The organism is Mycobacterium sp. MOTT36Y, assembly GCF_000262165.1.
GTDB classification, from domain to species: Bacteria; Actinomycetota; Actinomycetes; order Mycobacteriales; family Mycobacteriaceae; genus Mycobacterium; species Mycobacterium intracellulare.
In genome coordinates this window covers 1-16215 of the sequence record NC_017904.1, presented here as the reverse complement: position 1 = coordinate 16215, position 16215 = coordinate 1, and the positions used below count along the sequence as shown (strand labels likewise).

General features: G+C 66.5%; 13 protein-coding genes, 2 tRNA genes and 1 pseudogene. 4 read left to right on the top strand and 12 right to left on the bottom strand.

Annotated elements, in window-relative coordinates:
• Window positions 1-24: 24 nt before the first annotated feature.
• Window positions 25-768: a DUF881 domain-containing protein gene (locus W7S_RS00080; protein ID WP_008262548.1), complete on the bottom strand. Its 744-nt coding sequence runs from the start codon at window positions 766-768 to the stop codon at window positions 25-27.
• 129 nt (window positions 769-897) lie between these two features.
• On the opposite strand from W7S_RS00080, the gene crgA reads away from it, so the two are divergent.
• Together crgA and W7S_RS25735 are read left to right on the top strand one after the other, a co-directional pair.
• Window positions 898-1179: a cell division protein CrgA gene (crgA, locus tag W7S_RS00075; protein ID WP_003872098.1), complete on the top strand. Its 282-nt coding sequence runs from the start codon at window positions 898-900 to the stop codon at window positions 1177-1179.
• A gap of 155 nt (window positions 1180-1334) precedes the next feature.
• A complete protein-coding gene (locus W7S_RS25735) occupies window positions 1335-1760 on the top strand; it encodes a PH domain-containing protein (RefSeq protein ID WP_080587904.1) in 426 nt (141 codons plus the stop codon).
• Window positions 1761-1782: 22 nt separating this feature from the next.
• Here W7S_RS25735 and W7S_RS00065 read toward each other — a convergent pair whose 3' ends face one another.
• Window positions 1783-2331: a peptidylprolyl isomerase gene (locus tag W7S_RS00065; RefSeq protein WP_008262529.1), complete on the bottom strand. Its 549-nt coding sequence runs from the start codon at window positions 2329-2331 to the stop codon at window positions 1783-1785.
• A 170-nt stretch (window positions 2332-2501) separates the two neighbouring features.
• On the opposite strand from W7S_RS00065, the gene cwsA reads away from it, so the two are divergent.
• Complete coding sequence (gene cwsA, locus W7S_RS00060) at window positions 2502-2936, top strand: cell wall synthesis protein CwsA (RefSeq protein ID WP_008262526.1); 435 nt, start codon at window positions 2502-2504, stop codon at window positions 2934-2936.
• A gap of 2 nt (window positions 2937-2938) precedes the next feature.
• Here cwsA and W7S_RS00055 read toward each other — a convergent pair whose 3' ends face one another.
• Window positions 2939-4153, bottom strand: a complete 1215-nt coding sequence (locus W7S_RS00055; RefSeq protein ID WP_008262524.1) for a cytochrome P450 — start codon at window positions 4151-4153, stop codon at window positions 2939-2941.
• 196 nt (window positions 4154-4349) lie between these two features.
• On the opposite strand from W7S_RS00055, the gene W7S_RS00050 reads away from it, so the two are divergent.
• On the top strand, window positions 4350-4916 hold the full coding sequence (locus W7S_RS00050) for a TetR/AcrR family transcriptional regulator (RefSeq protein ID WP_008262523.1): 567 nt from the start codon (window positions 4350-4352) through the stop codon (window positions 4914-4916).
• A gap of 22 nt (window positions 4917-4938) precedes the next feature.
• Here the strand turns inward: W7S_RS00050 and W7S_RS00045 are convergent.
• The 9 genes and pseudogenes from W7S_RS00045 to dnaA all read right to left on the bottom strand — a co-directional run bounded on the left by W7S_RS00045 (window position 4939) and on the right by dnaA (window position 16189).
• A tRNA-Ala gene (locus W7S_RS00045) sits at window positions 4939-5011 on the bottom strand.
• 148 nt (window positions 5012-5159) lie between these two features.
• A tRNA-Ile gene (locus W7S_RS00040) sits at window positions 5160-5233 on the bottom strand.
• A gap of 81 nt (window positions 5234-5314) precedes the next feature.
• The gene (locus W7S_RS00035; protein ID WP_008262519.1) at window positions 5315-6199 is read right to left on the bottom strand and encodes a DUF3566 domain-containing protein; all 885 of its coding nucleotides are present in this window, start codon (window positions 6197-6199) and stop codon (window positions 5315-5317) included.
• Window positions 6200-6345: 146 nt separating this feature from the next.
• Window positions 6346-8862, bottom strand: coding sequence for a DNA gyrase subunit A (gene gyrA / locus W7S_RS00030; protein ID WP_008262517.1), 2517 nt, complete (start codon window positions 8860-8862; stop codon window positions 6346-6348).
• Between the two features lie 51 nt (window positions 8863-8913).
• On the bottom strand, window positions 8914-10947 hold the full coding sequence (gene gyrB, locus W7S_RS00025; RefSeq protein WP_009954877.1) for a DNA topoisomerase (ATP-hydrolyzing) subunit B: 2034 nt from the start codon (window positions 10945-10947) through the stop codon (window positions 8914-8916).
• Window positions 10948-11204: 257 nt separating this feature from the next.
• Window positions 11205-11768, bottom strand: coding sequence for a DUF721 family protein (locus W7S_RS00020; RefSeq protein ID WP_008262510.1), 564 nt, complete (start codon window positions 11766-11768; stop codon window positions 11205-11207).
• On the bottom strand, window positions 11765-12922 hold the full coding sequence (gene recF / locus W7S_RS00015; RefSeq protein ID WP_008262508.1) for a DNA replication/repair protein RecF: 1158 nt from the start codon (window positions 12920-12922) through the stop codon (window positions 11765-11767). The genes W7S_RS00020 and recF overlap by 4 nt, the downstream gene beginning before the upstream one ends.
• Window positions 12923-14122 (bottom strand): DNA polymerase III subunit beta, encoded by a 1200-nt coding sequence (gene dnaN / locus W7S_RS00010; RefSeq protein ID WP_008262505.1) that lies wholly within the window; start codon window positions 14120-14122, stop codon window positions 12923-12925.
• A 535-nt stretch (window positions 14123-14657) separates the two neighbouring features.
• A pseudogene (gene dnaA / locus W7S_RS00005) lies at window positions 14658-16189 on the bottom strand (chromosomal replication initiator protein DnaA).
• Window positions 16190-16215 lie beyond the last annotated feature (26 nt).

The following is a 16215-nucleotide window of genomic DNA, read 5'->3' as shown; positions in this document are numbered from 1 at the left end:
GGGCGCGCCACCGGTCGGGCGGCGTCAGTAGGCGATCGGGCCGTTGGGCAGCGCGTAATGCAGCCGGTCGGGCTCGAAGTGCCCGACGACCTGCACGTCCGATTTGACCTCTTCGCGGTAGCCGAGGCCGAACCGGACCACGTACTGCTTGTAGAGGACCACCAGGGGAGCGGCGGCGAGGGCGGCTTGCATGGCCGCGGAGTTGCCGATCGCGGTGATCGTGTACGGCGGGCTGTAGGTGCGCCCGTTGAGCAGCAGCGTATTGCCCACGCAGCGGGGCACCGAGGTGGCGATGAGCCGTTGGTCTTGCATCTGGATCGCCTCGGCGCCCGCGCTCCACAGCGCGTTGAGCACGGCCTGGATGTCTTGCTGGTGCACCACCAGGTCGTCGGGTGACGCGTCGCGCGGGAACCGGCCGTTGGCGTCGCGCTGCGCGTCCTCGAGGGTGACCACCAGGCCCGGTCCGTGCACCGGATTCATGTCCGCCTGACCGGCGAGCTGCGCTGAGCGCCGCAGCATCGCGGCCAGCGCGGCGTCCGAAGAGCGCCCGTGCGCCGTGTCGATCTTCTTCGCGAGTTCCTCGCGTTCGGCGTTGAGGCGGTTCACCGACGACTGGGTCTCACGGACCAGGTCCACCAGCCGCGGGGCGTCGCTGCCCCGGATCTCGGCGCCGCCGGATACCCCGTGCGTGGCGGCGAGCAGCAATCCCGCCAGCGCGCACACCACCGGGACGCCGAAGCGCCATGGCGACTGGCGCGTCTGGATCATCGAGTCTCCATTTCCTGGTCACCGCCCCAGGTGCGTTAGTCTCGTAGCCAAGCTATGGGTGCAGCTGCCGTGTTCATCGTTGCACCCCGTCCCGCTCACCGTGTCGTTGAGGTAATCCGCGAGGTAATCATGCCCAAGTCCAAGGTCCGCAAGAAGAACGACTTCACCGTCAGCGCGGTCAGCCGCACCCCGGTGAAGGTCAAGGTCGGACCGTCCAGCGTGTGGTTTGTCGCGCTGTTCATCGGCCTCATGCTGATCGGGCTCGTCTGGCTGATGGTGTTTCAGTTAGCCGCCGTCGGATCCCAGGCGCCGACCGCGCTGAACTGGATGGCCCAACTGGGCCCCTGGAACTACGCCATCGCGTTCGCTTTCATGATCACCGGTTTGTTGCTCACGATGCGCTGGCACTGAGCAGCACGACCGACGGAATGAATTCATTTTCGGGCTGATTTGTCGTTGCGCCAGCAACTTTCCGACCACCCAATCACACGCGTGTGATTTATCCCCACTGTTGATAGAGATTGTGGATAACTGCATCGGCAGTGGTGGGAGGGGCTAAGGACCGCATGCAGCAAACTCAATGGGAGCCACACGCGACCGGAATCGCAGGTTGTGGAGCCGCGGGCGTCTTGTTGGCTATCGCCGGTGTGACCCTAATCACAGACCCGCCGGGGCGGGTTCTGGCGGGCGTTGCCGCGGGGGGTCTGCTGTTGTTTGCGGGGATGTCGTGGCGCGCGCGCCCGAAACTGGCAATCACGCCCGACGGCCTGGCGTTGCGCGGCTGGTTCCGGACGCAGCTATTGCAGCAATCCGACATCAAGATCATCCGCATCATCGAGTTCCGCCGTTACGGACGCAAAGTGCGGCTGCTGGAGGTCGAGACCGCCGACGGCGGCCTGGTGCTGTTCTCCCGCTGGGACCTTGGGACCGACCCGCTGGACGTGCTGGACGCGCTCACCGCAGCCGGCTACGCGGGCCGTTCGCAGCCCTGAACGCCCCGCGCGGGCGGGTCGGTTACGAGATGGTGATCGACTCGATGACGACCGGCTCGGAGGGGCGGTCATTGCCGTCGGTGCTCGTCGTGGCGATCGCGTCGACCACCTGCTGGGAGTCCGGGTCGGTCACCTCGCCGAAGATCGTGTGGCGCCGGTTCAGGTGCGGCGTCTTGTCGACGGTGATGAAGAACTGCGAGCCGTTGGTGCCCGGGCCCGCGTTCGCCATCGCCAGCAGGTAGGGCTTGTCGAATTGCAGTTCGGGGTGGAACTCGTCGGCGAACTTGTACCCCGGGCCACCGCGGCCCGTGCCGGTCGGGTCGCCGCCCTGGATCATGAAGCCCCGGATCACCCGGTGAAAGACCGCGCCATCGTAGAACGGGCCGGACGAGCCTCCCGATGCGTTCTGGGTCGAGTACTCCTTGGTCCCCTGCGCCAGGCCGACGAAGTTGGCGACTGTCTTGGGCGCGTGGTTTCCGAATAGGGCGACCTTGATGTCGCCGCGGTTGGTGTGGAGCGTGGCGGTAGCAGTCTGAAAGGGGCTGTTAGTCACGGCATGAGAGTCTGCCACTACGCGTGAGCGCGCCCGCACGCGGTGCCACCCATCCGACCCGCCGACGAAACCTCGCGAACGCGCACCCGCGCCGCCGACGTCCCTATGCTGGCAGTCTGTTCAGTATCGGGCCGGCCCGGCGCGCCGGCCTCACGACAGGCGTCACCAGCGGAACAGAAGGGCGGCAGATGAGCGCGAAGACGGAGTCCCGGCTGACCCCCCGGGAGCGACTGGCCCGCGGCCTGACCTACTCGACGAGGGGGCCGGTGGACGTCACCCGCGGAGTCGTCGGCCTCAGCGTCCAGTCGGCGCAGTCGACCGCGGCGCAGCTGCGTCGCCGGTATCGGGAGGGGCGCTTGGCCGCCGACATCGCGGCGGCCCAAGAGGCCCTCGCCCAGGAACTGGCCGCCGCGCAGGAAGTGGTCACCAACCTGCCCCAGGCACTGCAGGAGGCGCGGCGAGCGCAGCGTCGCGGCAAGCGGCCGTTGATCATTGCGGGGGTGGCCGTCGCGGTCCTCGCGGGCGGCGCCGTGGCATTCAGCATCGTCCGGCGCTCGGTGCGGGCGAAGCCTCAGGAGCCGCAGTCGCGCCCGCCCAGTGTCGAGGTACAGCCGCGTCCGTAGGTTCACCGCACGCTGAGGCGCAAGCGTTCGCGGCGCCGAACCAGGATGCTGGGCAACCATTCTCCGACCTCGGCGGCGTCGATCCAGGTGGTGCGCTCGAGCAGCATCCGCAACACGATGTGGGCCTCCAAGCGGGCCAGCGCGGCGCCCACGCAGAAATGCACGCCCTTGCCGAAACTCATGTGGCTCTTGGTCGCGGCGCGGTCGAGCCGGAATTCGTTCGGGGCCTCGAAGTGCGCCGGGTCGCGATTGGCCGCCCCCCACATCAACAGCAGATGTGAGTCGGCCGGCACCGCGACCCCACCGAGCGTGGTGTCGCGCCACACGTGTCGGTAATGGCCCCGGAACGGCGCCTCGAAGCGCAAGGTCTCTTCGATGAAAGCGCTTAGCAATTCCGGCTTTTCGCGGAGTTGCTGTTGGATCGCGGGGCGATCGGTGAGGATCCACGCCGCGCTTCCCAGCAGAGACGCCGTCGACTCGCCGGCCGCGCTGAAGAGGGTCAGCATGATCCCGAGCGCCGGTGTTTGTTCGAGTTCCCCCGAGGCGTAACGAGCCGCGAGGTCGGCGATCAGGCCGTATTCACCGTTGGCGCTTGTCCTTTCGAAACGCTCGAGGACATAGCCGAAGAGTTCCATCGCCGCGGCTCCGGCCTCTGCGAGCTGGGCGGGCGTGACGATCCCGTCAAGCAGCGTGGTGGTGGCGTAGCCGAGGCGGATGAGTTTGTCGACGTCGTCATCGGGGAGACCGAGCAGCTTGCAGACCACCATCATCGGCAGCCGATTGGCGATGCCGCTCATCCATTCGATTTCGCCGTTGCGCAGGTTCTGCTCCCACAGGCGGTCGGCGGTCTGAGCCGCGAATTCCTCGATGATCCGGACGCGCTTGGCCGACAAGTGTGGCAACAAGATCTTTCGGTGCATCGCATGCACGGGGTCGTCCGCGGTGGCCAATGCGTGCATCGAATCCCCGGGCGGTCCCATGTCGAGCGGAGCGACGGTGCCGTCCTCGTGAAAGACCATGGTCGCCGTGAGGTTCGACGAAAAATCCTCGACCCGCTCGACGGCCTCTTGCACCGCGTCCCAACCGCAGACGGCGTAGAACTCTGAACCGCCGATGCGGTGCACCGGTGCCTCCGCACGCATGCGGTCATACAGCGGGTAGGGATCCTGTATCGCCTCGCTACCGAAGAACCGAATCGCACTGTCCAAGACCGCCACGCGTTTCAGGCTCGACGCGGCCCACCGCGGGGTCAATGGATCGCGCAGAAGTTGAGGAACCCGCGCGACCGTCGCCGAAGGCGCGCGACCAGGGACACCGGTCGCCAGCAGGACGTTTGTGTGAGAAAAATAGACCAATACTTCTCATCCTGCGAGAGCTATTTTCGCATCCCGCAGCGTAGGGGAGCATGGGTGGATGCCACGCGACGACTGGTTGGTGGGCCGTGATCGCCGTAGCGAAGCGGCCGAGCGGATCTATAGCGCCGCGGCCGATCTCATCGCTCGCCGGGGGTATGAAGGTTTCACGATCGAGGCCCTGGCCGCCCGGGTTCACTGCTCACCCGCGACGATCTACCGGCACGCCGGCGGCAAGGCCACCATCCGCGATGCCGTCGTCGCCATCCACGCGGCTCGCATCGTCGACACCACACGGGAAGCCATCAAGGACCTCCGCGGGCCCGATCGTGTCGTCGCCGCCACGATCATCGCGTTAGAACGCCTGCGGTCGGACCCACTGGCCCAGCTCATGCGATCGATCCACGCGGCCCCGGTCAGCGACTGGGTGATCAGCTCGCCGACCGTGACGAGCTTGGCCGCCGAGATGCTCGGCCCCGGCAACCATCATCCGCTGGCCGCACAGTGGCTGATTCGCGTCTTCCTGGGGCTGTGGGCCTGGCCGCTCAAGGATCCGGCCGCCGAACGCGCCTTGGTGGAACGCTTCCTCGGCCCGTCCTACGCGCCGCGGACAGGGATGGCCAATTAGGCGTGCAAAGGGAATCGGCTTGTGGAGCCTAGGGGAATCGAACCCCTGACACCCGCCTTGCAAAGGCGGTGCTCTACCAACTGAGCTAAGGCCCCTCATCGTGACTGGGTGGTTGACCGGGGTCATCCACAGCCACGTGCCAGACCTCGACTCCACGTCGTGACCACGCCACCGCTGCCAATACGGCGATCAGTGCCAGTGGCAGTGCGAGTCGTACGCAACGTCTTGACGGGCACATGGTTGTGGGCCTAGGAGGACTCGAACCTCCGACCTCTTCGTTATCAGCGAAGCGCTCTAACCGCCTGAGCTATAGGCCCGTACTCGCGTACGGCCGAGCGACGAGATTACCGCACTAGCCGCCCGACTCCCAAAAACGCAGCACCAGAGCTAGCCATCAGCTAGTCGCGATCCGCCAGCGTCACTTCGATGCCGCCGATCAGATCGGTGGTCAGGTTGTAGACGAACGCGGCGATGGTCGCCATCGCGGTCAGCAGCACGATGTTTACCAGGCCGATCAAGACGGCGCCGCCGAAAATCGTGCCGCTGGATACCAGTTCGCCGCTGCTGCCGCTGGTGTTGTTCAGCAGGTCGCCGACGTTGCTGTTCAACTTCGACCAGACGCCCATGCCGCCGAGCACGAGGTAGAGGAACGCGACGGCGATCATCCACACGAAGAACAGCGCCACCGACAACAGCAGCGACACCTTCAACGTGCTCCACGGGTCGATCCGGCGGATCTGCATGCTGGCCCGGACGGGTCCTCGCGTCCGCCGTGACACCTGCACGCGGTCGCGGTTCTCCCGGGCTTCCCGGCTTTCCGTGGTCGAAGGCCGGCCGGCTCCCGACGGACTCTCGGACGTCCGCTGTTCGGGTGCGGGCTTGCGGTGCGGGCCGCGCGGTAGCGGGCCGGACAGGTCCGGCAACTCGCTGGCGTAGGCCTCAGCGGGCGATCCTTCGCGGGCCGGTGCCGCGTCGGCGTCTTTCGCATGCGCCGCGGCGCCGGCTCCGGGTGCCGCGGTGCCGGAGATGAAACGGTTCAGCCTCGCCTCGACCCCGCCGGCCGGACCCGATGGTCGCTTCTCGGTCGGAGGCTCGCTCTGGCGAGACGGTGGCTGCTGGGGCCGGGTTCCGCCACGCTGCCACGGCGGTCCGTCCCCGGGCTCCTGGGGACGGCCACCCTGCGCGGACGGCGCCGGGCGCCGCACCCCGGCGCGCTCGGCCGCACCATCCCCGTTGGGAACGTCTCCCTTTTTGGGGGCGCCCGGCTCGTTCGGTGAAGTCACCCCGACTCCTTAGGTCTGCTACCCCGGCCGCGCAGGCGGTGCAGTCGCGTCATGTCTGATCGGGCTGAGTCTAAATGCCCCGGTCCTCCTCGGGCCGCGCCGCGGCCCGCATCGTCATCGGGCTGAGTCTAGTGGTTTTACACCGACTAGCTCTCCGACTCGGCGCCCTCGACCTCCTCGACGGCTTCGTCCGCGTTCGCTTCGGCATTGCGGGCGATGGCCAACAGGGTGTTTTCTTCGCCCAGGTTCATCAGCCGCACACCCTTGGTCTGCCGTCCCGCCTTGCGGACCTGGCCGGCCGCGGTCCGGATGACGCCGCCTCCCGAGGTGATCGCGTACAGCTCGCTGTCCTCGTCGACGATCAACGCGCCGACCAGCCGGCCACGCCGCCGGTCATACATCACCGTCAAGACGCCCTTGCCGCCGCGGCCCTGCACCGGGTACTCCTCGATCGCGGTGCGCTTGGCGTACCCGCCGGAGGTCGCCACCAGCAGGTAGGTGCCCTCACGAACGACGTTGAGCGACAACAGATAATCGTCGGCGTTGAAGCGCATGCCCTGCACGCCGGAGGTGGCGCGCCCCATCGGGCGCAGCGCTTCGTCGGTCGCCGAGAACCTGATGGACTGGCCGTTGGCCGACACCAGCAGCAGGTCCTCGTCGGAGGAGCACAACACCGCGCCGACCAGCTCGTCGTTGTCGCGCAGGTTGATCGCCACGATTCCACCCGACCGGTTGGAATCGAAGTCGGTCAGCTTGGTCTTCTTCACCAGGCCGTTGCGGGTGGCCAGCACCAGGTACGGCGCATCCTCATAGCCGCGGATCTGGATGACCTGGGCGATCCGCTCCTCGGGCTGGAACGCCAGCAGGTTGGCGACGTGCTGACCGCGCGCGGTGCGGGACGCCTCCGGCAGTTCGTAGGCCTTGGCGCGGTAGACCCGGCCCTGCGTGGTGAAGAACAGGATCCAGTCGTGCGTCGAGCACACGAAGAAGTGCCGCACGATGTCGTCCTGCTTGAGCCCGGCGCCCTGGACGCCCTTGCCGCCGCGTTTCTGGCTGCGGTACAGGTCGGTTTTGGTGCGCTTGGCGTAGCCGGTCTCGGTGATGGTGACGACGACGTCCTCGCGAGCGATCAAGTCCTCGTCGTTCACGTCCCCATCGGCGGCGATGATCCGGGTGCGCCGCTCGTCGCCGTGTTTGTCGACGATCTCGGACAGCTCGTCGTGCACGATCCGGCGCTGCCGCTCGGGCTTGGCCAGGATGTCCTCGAGGTCGGCGATCTCGGCTTCGATCTTGGCCAGGTCGTCGATGATGCGCTGGCGCTCCAGGGCGGCCAGGCGGCGTAGCTGCATGTCCAGGATCGCCTGCGCCTGGATTTCGTCGATATCCAGCAGCTCGATCAGCCCGGCCCGTGCGATGTCCACGGTCTCCGACGCGCGGATCAAGGCGATGACCTCGTCGAGCGCGTCGAGCGCTTTGACCAGTCCGCGCAAGATGTGCGCACGTTCGTTGGCCTTGCGCAACCGGTAGGTGGTGCGCCGCACGATGACGTCGAGTTGATGCGCCACGTAGTGGCGAATCATCTGGTCGAGGCGCAGCGTGCGCGGCACCCCGTCGACGATCGACAGCATGTTCGCGCCGAAGCTGGTCTGCAGCTGGGTGTGCTTGTAGAGGTTGTTCAGCACCACTTTGGCGACGGCGTCGCGCTTGATCTCCACGACGATGCGCAAGCCGACCCGGTCGCTGGACTGGTCCTCGATGTTGGAGATGCCGGCCAGCTTGCCGTCGCGGACCTGCTCGGCGATCGAGGTGATGAAGTTGTCGTGGTTCACCTGGTACGGCAGCTCGGTGATGACCAGCGAGGTGCGTCCACGTGAATCCTCTTCCACCTCAACGACTCCGCGCATCCGGATCGAGCCGCGTCCGGTGGTGTACGCGTCGTGGATGCCCTGTGACCCGACGATCAGGCCGTGGGTGGGGAAGTCGGGGCCCTTGACCCGCTCGCAGACCGCGGTGAGGGTGGCCTCTTCGTCGGCCTCGTGATTGTCCAGGCACCAGTAGACGGCCTCGGCCAGCTCGCGCAGGTTGTGCGGCGGGATGTTGGTCGCCATCCCGACCGCGATGCCGCCGGAACCGTTGGCGAGCAGGTTCGGGAACCGGCTGGGCAGGACGGTGGGCTCCTGGACCCGTCCGTCGTAGTTGGGGATGAAATCGACTGTCTCCTCGTCGATTTCACGCAACATTTCCATGGCGAGCGGGGTCAGCCGCGCCTCGGTATATCTCATGGCCGCCGGCGGGTCGTTGCCGGGCGAACCGAAGTTGCCCTGCCCGTCGACCAGGGGATAGCGCAGCGACCAAGGCTGCGCCATCCGCACCAGGGTGTCGTAGATCGAGGCGTCGCCGTGCGGGTGGTAGTTACCCATCGTCTCGGCCACCGACCGCGCCGACTTGGCGTGGCTGCGGTCCGGGCGGAACCCGGAGTCATACATCGCATAGAGCACCCGGCGGTGCACCGGCTTGAGGCCGTCGCGCACCTCGGGCAGCGCGCGGCCGACGATCACGCTCATCGCGTAATCGATGTAGCTGCGCTGCATCTCCTGCTGAATGTCAACCGGCTGGATCCGGTCGACGGAGTCGTCACCTGGCGGCAGCGTGGTGTCAGTCATGTATTCCTCGTTGGTCGGTCAACGGTGGCAGGTCTGCATCGCTCAGCCGTCTTAGACATCTAAGAAGCGAACGTCCTTGGCGTTACGGGTGATAAAGCTGCGGCGCGCATCGACGTCCTCGCCCATCAGGATCGAGAACAGCTCGTCGGCGGCCGCGGCGTCGTCCAGCGTGACTTGGCGCAACACCCGGACGGTGGGATCCATTGTGGTTTCCCATAATTCCTTCGCATCCATCTCACCGAGGCCCTTGTAGCGCTGAATGCCGTCGTCCTTGTTGATCTTCTTGCCGGCCTTCTGCCCTGCTTCCAACAAGCCGTCGCGCTCGCGGTCGGAGTAGGCGAATTCGGGGTCGCTGCGCTGCCACTTCAGCTTGTACAGCGGCGGTTGCGCCAAGAACACGTGCCCGTTTTCGATCAGGGGCCGCATGAAACGGAAGAGCAGAGTCAACAAGAGCGTCGAGATGTGCTGGCCGTCGACGTCGGCGTCGGCCATCAGCACGATCTTGTGATAGCGCAGCTTGGTGATGTCGAACTCGTCGTGGATGCCGGTGCCCAGGGCGGTGATGATGGCCTGCACCTCGGTGTTCTTCAACACCCGGTCGATGCGGGCCTTCTCGACGTTGATGATCTTGCCGCGCAGCGGCAGGATGGCCTGGAACATCGAGTCGCGGCCGCTCTTCGCCGAGCCGCCGGCCGAATCACCCTCCACCACATACAGTTCCGACTTGCGCGGATCCGTCGAGCGGCAGTCGGCGAGCTTGCCGGGCAGCCCGCCCAGATCGGTGGCGCTCTTGCGACGCACCAACTCTCGCGCCTTGCGCGCGGCGATCCGGGCCTGCGCCGACGACACCGCCTTGTTGACCACCACCTTGGCGTCCGCGGGGTTGGCCTCGAACCAGTGGGTGAGCTGTTCGTTGCAGACCTTCTGCACGAACGACTTCACTTCGGTGTTGCCCAGCTTGGTCTTGGTCTGGCCCTCGAACTGCGGTTCGCTGACCTTGACCGAGATCACCGCGGCCAGGCCTTCGCGAATGTCGTCGCCGGTGAGGTTCGGGTCCTTGTCTTTCAGCAGCTTCTTGTCTTTGGCGTACTTGTTCACCACCGACGTCAGCGCGCTGCGGAAACCCTCTTCGTGGGTGCCGCCCTCGTGGGTGTTGATGGTGTTGGCGAAGGTGTGCACGGATTCCGAGTAGCCGCCGTTCCACTGCATCGCGATCTCGACCTCGTGGCCGGGGCCTTTGCCGTCGAAGTCGATGATGCTCTGCTGGATCGGGCTCTTGGTGCGGTTGATGTGCTTGACGAAGTCGACCAGACCGCCGGGGTAGTGGAAGGTGCGGTGCTTAACCTTATGTGGCGCAGTCGATTCCGCCGCCTTTTCCTGGGCGGACTTGGGTGCGTCGGCGGTGTCGCTGACGACCTCGTCGACAACCTCCTCGTTGCTCACCCGCTCGTCGGTGAGGTTGATGGTCAACCCCTTGTTGAGGAACGCCATTTCCTGCAGCCGGCGCGCCACCGTCTCGAAGTCGTACTCGGTGGTCTCGAAGATGTCGGGGTCGGCCCAGAACCTGATCGTGGTGCCCGTCCGCTTGGTGGCCTCACCCTGTTTGAGCGTTCCGGGTACGGCGTGGTCGTAGAACTGCGACCATTCGTAGCCATCGCGGGCGATGTCCACCTCGAGCCGGGTCGACAGCGCGTTGACCACCGAGACGCCGACGCCGTGCAGGCCACCGCTGACGTTGTAACCGCTGTTCTCACCGCCGAACTTGCCGCCGGCGTGAAGTTGGGTCATCACGACGTCGACGGTGGGGGCGCCGGTCGCGTGCATCGCGACCGGGATGCCGCGCCCGTTGTCGGCGACCTCGACGCTGCCGTCGTCGAGTATCCGCACGTCGACCTTGTTGGCATAGCCGGCCATCGCCTCGTCGACGGAGTTGTCGACCACCTCCCAGATGAGGTGGTGCAGACCACGCTCGCCGGTGGACCCGATGTACATGCCGGGGCGTTTGCGGACGGCTTCGAGGCCTTCGAGCACGGTGATCGCTGAAGCGCCGTAATCGTCTTGCGCCTTCTTCTTCTGGGCAGCCACGGTCGGAATGCTCTCCTTGGGGTTTCATGCGGGCGGTTCCTCATCACCGCAACAGTCGCATGCGGCTAGTCTAGCGTGATCCCCCGTCCGCACCGATTTTCTAGCCGCGTTTCTACCCAGCTAACCGCGCCGTGCGGACGATTTCTTTATTCTGGCCGCGTCCCGACGTACATCAAGGGTGTCTACGGGATTCTGGCCGATTTGAGCGGCCTGTGGATAAACGTCTGCCCGGGGATCGGGCGGCGCCCCGAACGGCGCTAACCGTAAGTGTCCCGCGGGCCTCTCCCGGCGATGTGGCGCGGCCCCTTGCGCCACGACGGCGCGGCCGGCCCGGTGATCTTCAGCGACGTCACCACCCCGTTGCCGACCGCGGCGGCGATCTTCGCCAACAACTGCGCCTGAATCATCCGCAACTGCGTGGCCCACGCCGTCGATTCCGCGGAGACGCTCAGCACGCCGTCCTTGAGGGCGGTCGGGACGGCGTGGTCGGCGATCTGGTGGCCGACCACCGATGTCCAGTTGCCCAGCACGGTGCCCTCGGCGACTTGCGCGGACCAGCCCCGCTTTTTCGCCAGGTCGCGCGCCAATCTGCCCAGCGGTTGCGGGTCGCGCCCGTCCGGCCCGGGCCCCGACCAGCTTCGCCGCTGGCCCGCCACCCGGCGCGGGGAAGGCGATACGGCGCGGCCGCGGCCGGGGTCCTTCCCCTGCGCGCGCGCCGCCGCCCGGGCCTCCTCGAGGGTGCGCCTGACCAAGTCGATCCCGCTCATCTCGCCCGACGGCCCGCCGGGGTCGCGGCCCGGACCCTCTCCCGTGCCGGTCATGCGCGCATCTCCGATACCCGGCCGGAGTCGCTGTCATGCAGGTCGACGTAGACCCGTCGGGCGTCCCAGCCCGCCGGGATGTCCTCGACGACCGCGGCGGTGACCAGCACCTGCTCGGCCGATTCGGCCACGGTTGCGAGGGCGCAGCGCCGGGTCGCGTCGAGTTCGGCGAAGACGTCGTCGAGCAACAATACGGGGTCGCTTTCGTCGGCGCGCAGCAGCTCGTAGGCGGCGAGTCGCAGCGCCAACGCGAACGACCACGATTCCCCATGGCTGGCAAAGCCTTTCGCCGGCTGATCGCCGAGCCACAGCTCCAGGTCGTCCCGGTGCGGACCGACCAAACACATGCCGCGCTCCAGCTCCGCACCGCGGCGCTCCGCCAAAGCGGCCAACAGAGCGGCCTCGAGGAATTCGCGGTCCCCGCCGGCGATGTCCGCCGCGGCGTCGGCGCCCAGGCTGGAACGGTAGCTGATCGACGCGGCACGTGATCCCGGGGCCAGCAGTTGATAGGCCTTCTCCACCTCGGGCGTCAGCTGGTTCACCAAATCGATACGGGCGGACATCAATTGGGCCCCATGTTCGGCGAGGCGACTGTCCCACACGTCGAGCGTGTCCAACGCCCCGTGATCGCCCCGGTACCGCGCGCCAGACAGGGATTTCAACAGCGCGGTCCGCTGCCGCAGCACTCTCTCGTAGTCGGCGCGCACCGCCGCCACGGCCGGCCGGCGCAGCGTCGCCAGGTCGTCGAGGTAGCGGCGTCGCTCCGACGGGTCGCCGCGCACCAGCGCCAAGTCCTCGGGGGCGAACAACACCGCGCGTAAGACCCCGATGACCTCGCGGGTGCTGCGCACCGGTGAGCGATTCAGCCGCGCCTTATTCGCCCGCCCCGCAGCGATTTCCAGATCTACGGCGCATTCCCTGCCGTCGTTGACCACGATCGTGGAAACGACCGCCCGGGCGGCGCCGGCCCGGATCAACGGCGCATCAGTTCCCACCCGGTGTGAACCCAGAGTGCTCGAATACCACAGCGCCTCAAGGAGATTCGTCTTCCCGAACCCGTTGGAGCCGATGAAGACCGTCCGACCGGGTTGCAATTCGAGGTCGGCGTGTGCCCAGGACCGGAAGTCGCGCAGTCCTAAATGCCGGACGTACACCTAGCCAGGCAACCGGACAGGCATCAACAGGTAGACGTAATCGGTCGGCAGGGCGCTGAACGGTCCCGGCCCGGTCGGGTGGCTGTCGTCGTCCAGCGCCGGGCGCAGCAACGCGGGCTTGCCCGGAGTCGTGAAACCAAACGACACCCGCTCGGAATGCACCGAACCCAGTCCGTCGGTCAAGTACGTCGGATTGAAGGCGATGGTCAGCGGTTCGCCGGCGAAATCGATCGCCAGGTCTTCTTCGGCCCGGCCGACGTCGTCGGCCCCCGCGGACAGCCGCAGCGATCCCTCGCTGAATTCCATCCGCACCTGCGCCCCGCGGTCGGCGACCAGCGCGACCAACTTGATGGCCTCGGTCAACTCCGCCACGTTGATCGTCGCGACGGCCGTGTGCTCGGCCGGCAGCAGCTGGCGGAACTTCGGGAATTCCGCATCGAGCAGGCGCGTGGTGCTGCGCTTGCCGTTCCCGCTGATGCCGAGCAACCCGTCCTTTCCGACGCCGGCACCCGCGCCCAACGACAACCGAACCTCAGCGCCGTCGGTGCCGGCCCGGGCGGCTTCGGCCAGCGTCTTGGCCGGCACCAGGACCGCGGCTTCGATGTCCGGTGAGGCCGCCGACCAGGTCAGCTCGCGAACCGCCAGCCGGAACCTGTCGGTGGCGGCCAGCACCACGGTGTCGCCCGAAATCTCAACCCGGATCCCGGTCAACATGGGCAACGTGTCGTCGCGCCCGGCCGCGATGGCCACCTGGCTGATCGCCTCGGCGAACAGATCGGCGGGCAGCGTCCCGGTCTCGTCCGGGAGGGCCGGCAGTGTCGGGTAATCCTCGACCGCCATCGTCGGCAACGAGAACCTGGCATTTCCGCAGTTCAGCGCGACCCGGTTGCCGTCGACGTAGAAGTCGATCGGCTTGTTCGGCAACGCCCGAACGATGTCTGACAAGAGCCGTCCGGAGACCAAAACGCTTCCGGGAGAAGCGATTTCGGCCGCAACCTGAGCTTCCGCGGATACCTCGTAATCGAATCCGGAGATCGTCAGGCCCTCATCGGTCCCGGACAGCAGCACGCCGGACAGCACCGGCACCGCGGGTCTGGACGGCAGGTTCTTCGCCACCCACGACACCGCGTCCGCGAAAGACTCCCGCACCAAACGAAACTTCAAGTCGCTGAGGCCAGCCGTTGTCGTCGCCGCGTCCATAGCGTCCCTTCACCTTCAGCGTTTTCGAATCCATTGTGGCTAGCCTCCCCCCGCTAGCACGGGGCCCCGCCACGAGCGCCGGCGACGCAACGCGCCGACGACGACCGTAACGGCAGTCGAAGAACAACCGTAGATCCTCCGGGGCCATCTTGAAAGCTAATCGCGAAGGCCGACAAAACGATCTGACGACGGCCTCGGCGAGGGGTGTGCACCGAACGTCCCCAGGCCTGTATTTCAAAGAAGAACCGATGTAGAGATCTCAGTAACAGTATTAAGGCCTGTGCATTCTGGGGACAGCGTCGCCCCGGCCCAGCTAGCGCGACGATCGGGATGTGGATCGTCGCGGCGGCGCCTGTGAGTCAGGTGTTGGTCCAGTGGGGACGAACGACGGGTGTGCACGGAACGCCCCGTACTGCACTGGAGTTTGAAGGCTGTGTGCACAGGGCTGCGCACATGCCCTGGGTGTGGCGGATGTGACGGACGCGCGAGAAGTTTCTCGAAAAAATTGCGCGCAGGGGCGCCGAAACCCGGGGATTCAGCGCTTGGAGCGCTGCCGGATGCGGGTGGTGAGCTCCTTGACGTGATCAAAAACCTCACGCCGCTCGGCCATTTCGGACAGGATCTTGCGCTGCGCGTACATGACCGTGGTGTGGTCGCGGCCGAAGGCCTGCCCGATCTTGGGCAGCGAAAGATCGGTGAGCTCACGGCACAGGTACATCGCGATCTGGCGTGACTGGGCGAGCGCCCGCGTCTTGCCGGGGCCGCGGAGTTCCTCCACGGTGGTGTCGAAGTATTCGGCGGTGGCGGCCATGATGGTGGCCGCACTGATCTGCATGGTGCTGGCGTCGGCGATCAAATCGCGGAGCACGATTTCGGCCAGCGCCTTGTCGATCGGGGTCTTGTTCAGCGAGGCGAAGGCGGTCACCCGGATCAGGGCGCCCTCGAGCTCGCGGATGTTGCGCTCGATGCTGCTGGCGATGAGTTCGAGGACGTCGTCGGGGACCGCGAGCCGCTCCATTTGAGCTTTCTTGCGCAGGATGGCGATCCGGGTTTCCAGCTCCGGCGGCTGCACGTCGGTGATCAGACCCCATTCGAACCGTGTTCGCAGCCGGTCTTCCAGGGTGGCGAGCTGCTTGGGCGGCCGGTCCGAGGAGATGACGATCTGCTTGTTGGCGTTATGCAGCGTGTTGAAGGTGTGGAAGAACTCCTCCTGGATACCTTCCTTGCCCTCGATGAACTGAATGTCATCGACGAGCAGCACGTCGACGTCGCGATAGCTGCGCTTGAAGGCCACCTTGCGATCGTCGCGCAGCGAGTTGATGAAGTCGTTGGTGAATTCTTCGGTGGAGACGTACTTGACCCGCATCCCCGGGAACAGGCGCTGGGCGTAATTGCCGGCGGCGTGCAGCAAGTGGGTCTTGCCGAGACCGGATTCGCCCCAGATGAAGAGGGGGTTGTATGCGCGGGCCGGGGCCTCGGCGATCGCCAGGGCCGCGGCATGGGCGAACCGGTTGGAGGCGCCGATGACGAACGTGTCGAACGTGTAGCGGCGGTTGAGGCTCGTGCCGGCGGCGACGGCGGGGTCGATGGCGTGCGGCCGCTCGGTGAAGTAATTCGGCCAGCCCGGCTGGGCGCCGTCGACGGCCTCGCCGTTTTCCAACGGCTCGTCGGTGTCGAGCGCGGCGTCGTCGCCGGGAATCGAACCGTCGGATCCCGGGAACGGCTCCGCCGGCGGGATCAGGGCGTCCTCGACATCGTCGGGTGGGGGAGCGATGCGGACTCCCAGCTGGATCTGCTGTCCGAGCCGGCGGCTGAGCGCATCGGTGATCGGGGCCCGCAGATGCCGTTCGATCTCGTTTTGCACGAAGCTGCTCGGGACGGACAGCAGGGCAAATCCCTCGACGATCGTCAGCGGCCGGACCAAATTCAGCCACGCCCGTTGCTGCGGTGAGGGGAGTCACCAGTGGTGCGGTTGGCGGCTACGCCGTCCGCGGTCGGGTCACCGTTGAGCTCGGAAACGACCGCATTCCACACTGTCGTGAAGCCTGAACCGGGGTCATCGGTCAACGACGCATCTCCCTGGTTCTCGAACG

Coding starts and splice junctions, on each gene's coding strand:
- W7S_RS00020 (WP_008262510.1), bottom strand. CDS start 11,768: ATGACCGGCACGGGAGAGGGTCCGGGCCGCGACCCCGGCGGGCCGTCG.
- W7S_RS00080 (WP_008262548.1), bottom strand. CDS start 768: ATGATCCAGACGCGCCAGTCGCCATGGCGCTTCGGCGTCCCGGTGGTG.
- cwsA (WP_008262526.1), top strand. CDS start 2,502: ATGAGCGCGAAGACGGAGTCCCGGCTGACCCCCCGGGAGCGACTGGCC.
- W7S_RS00050 (WP_008262523.1), top strand. CDS start 4,350: ATGCCACGCGACGACTGGTTGGTGGGCCGTGATCGCCGTAGCGAAGCG.
- dnaN (WP_008262505.1), bottom strand. CDS start 14,122: ATGGACGCGGCGACGACAACGGCTGGCCTCAGCGACTTGAAGTTTCGT.
- W7S_RS25735 (WP_080587904.1), top strand. CDS start 1,335: ATGCAGCAAACTCAATGGGAGCCACACGCGACCGGAATCGCAGGTTGT.
- crgA (WP_003872098.1), top strand. CDS start 898: ATGCCCAAGTCCAAGGTCCGCAAGAAGAACGACTTCACCGTCAGCGCG.
- gyrA (WP_008262517.1), bottom strand. CDS start 8,862: ATGACTGACACCACGCTGCCGCCAGGTGACGACTCCGTCGACCGGATC.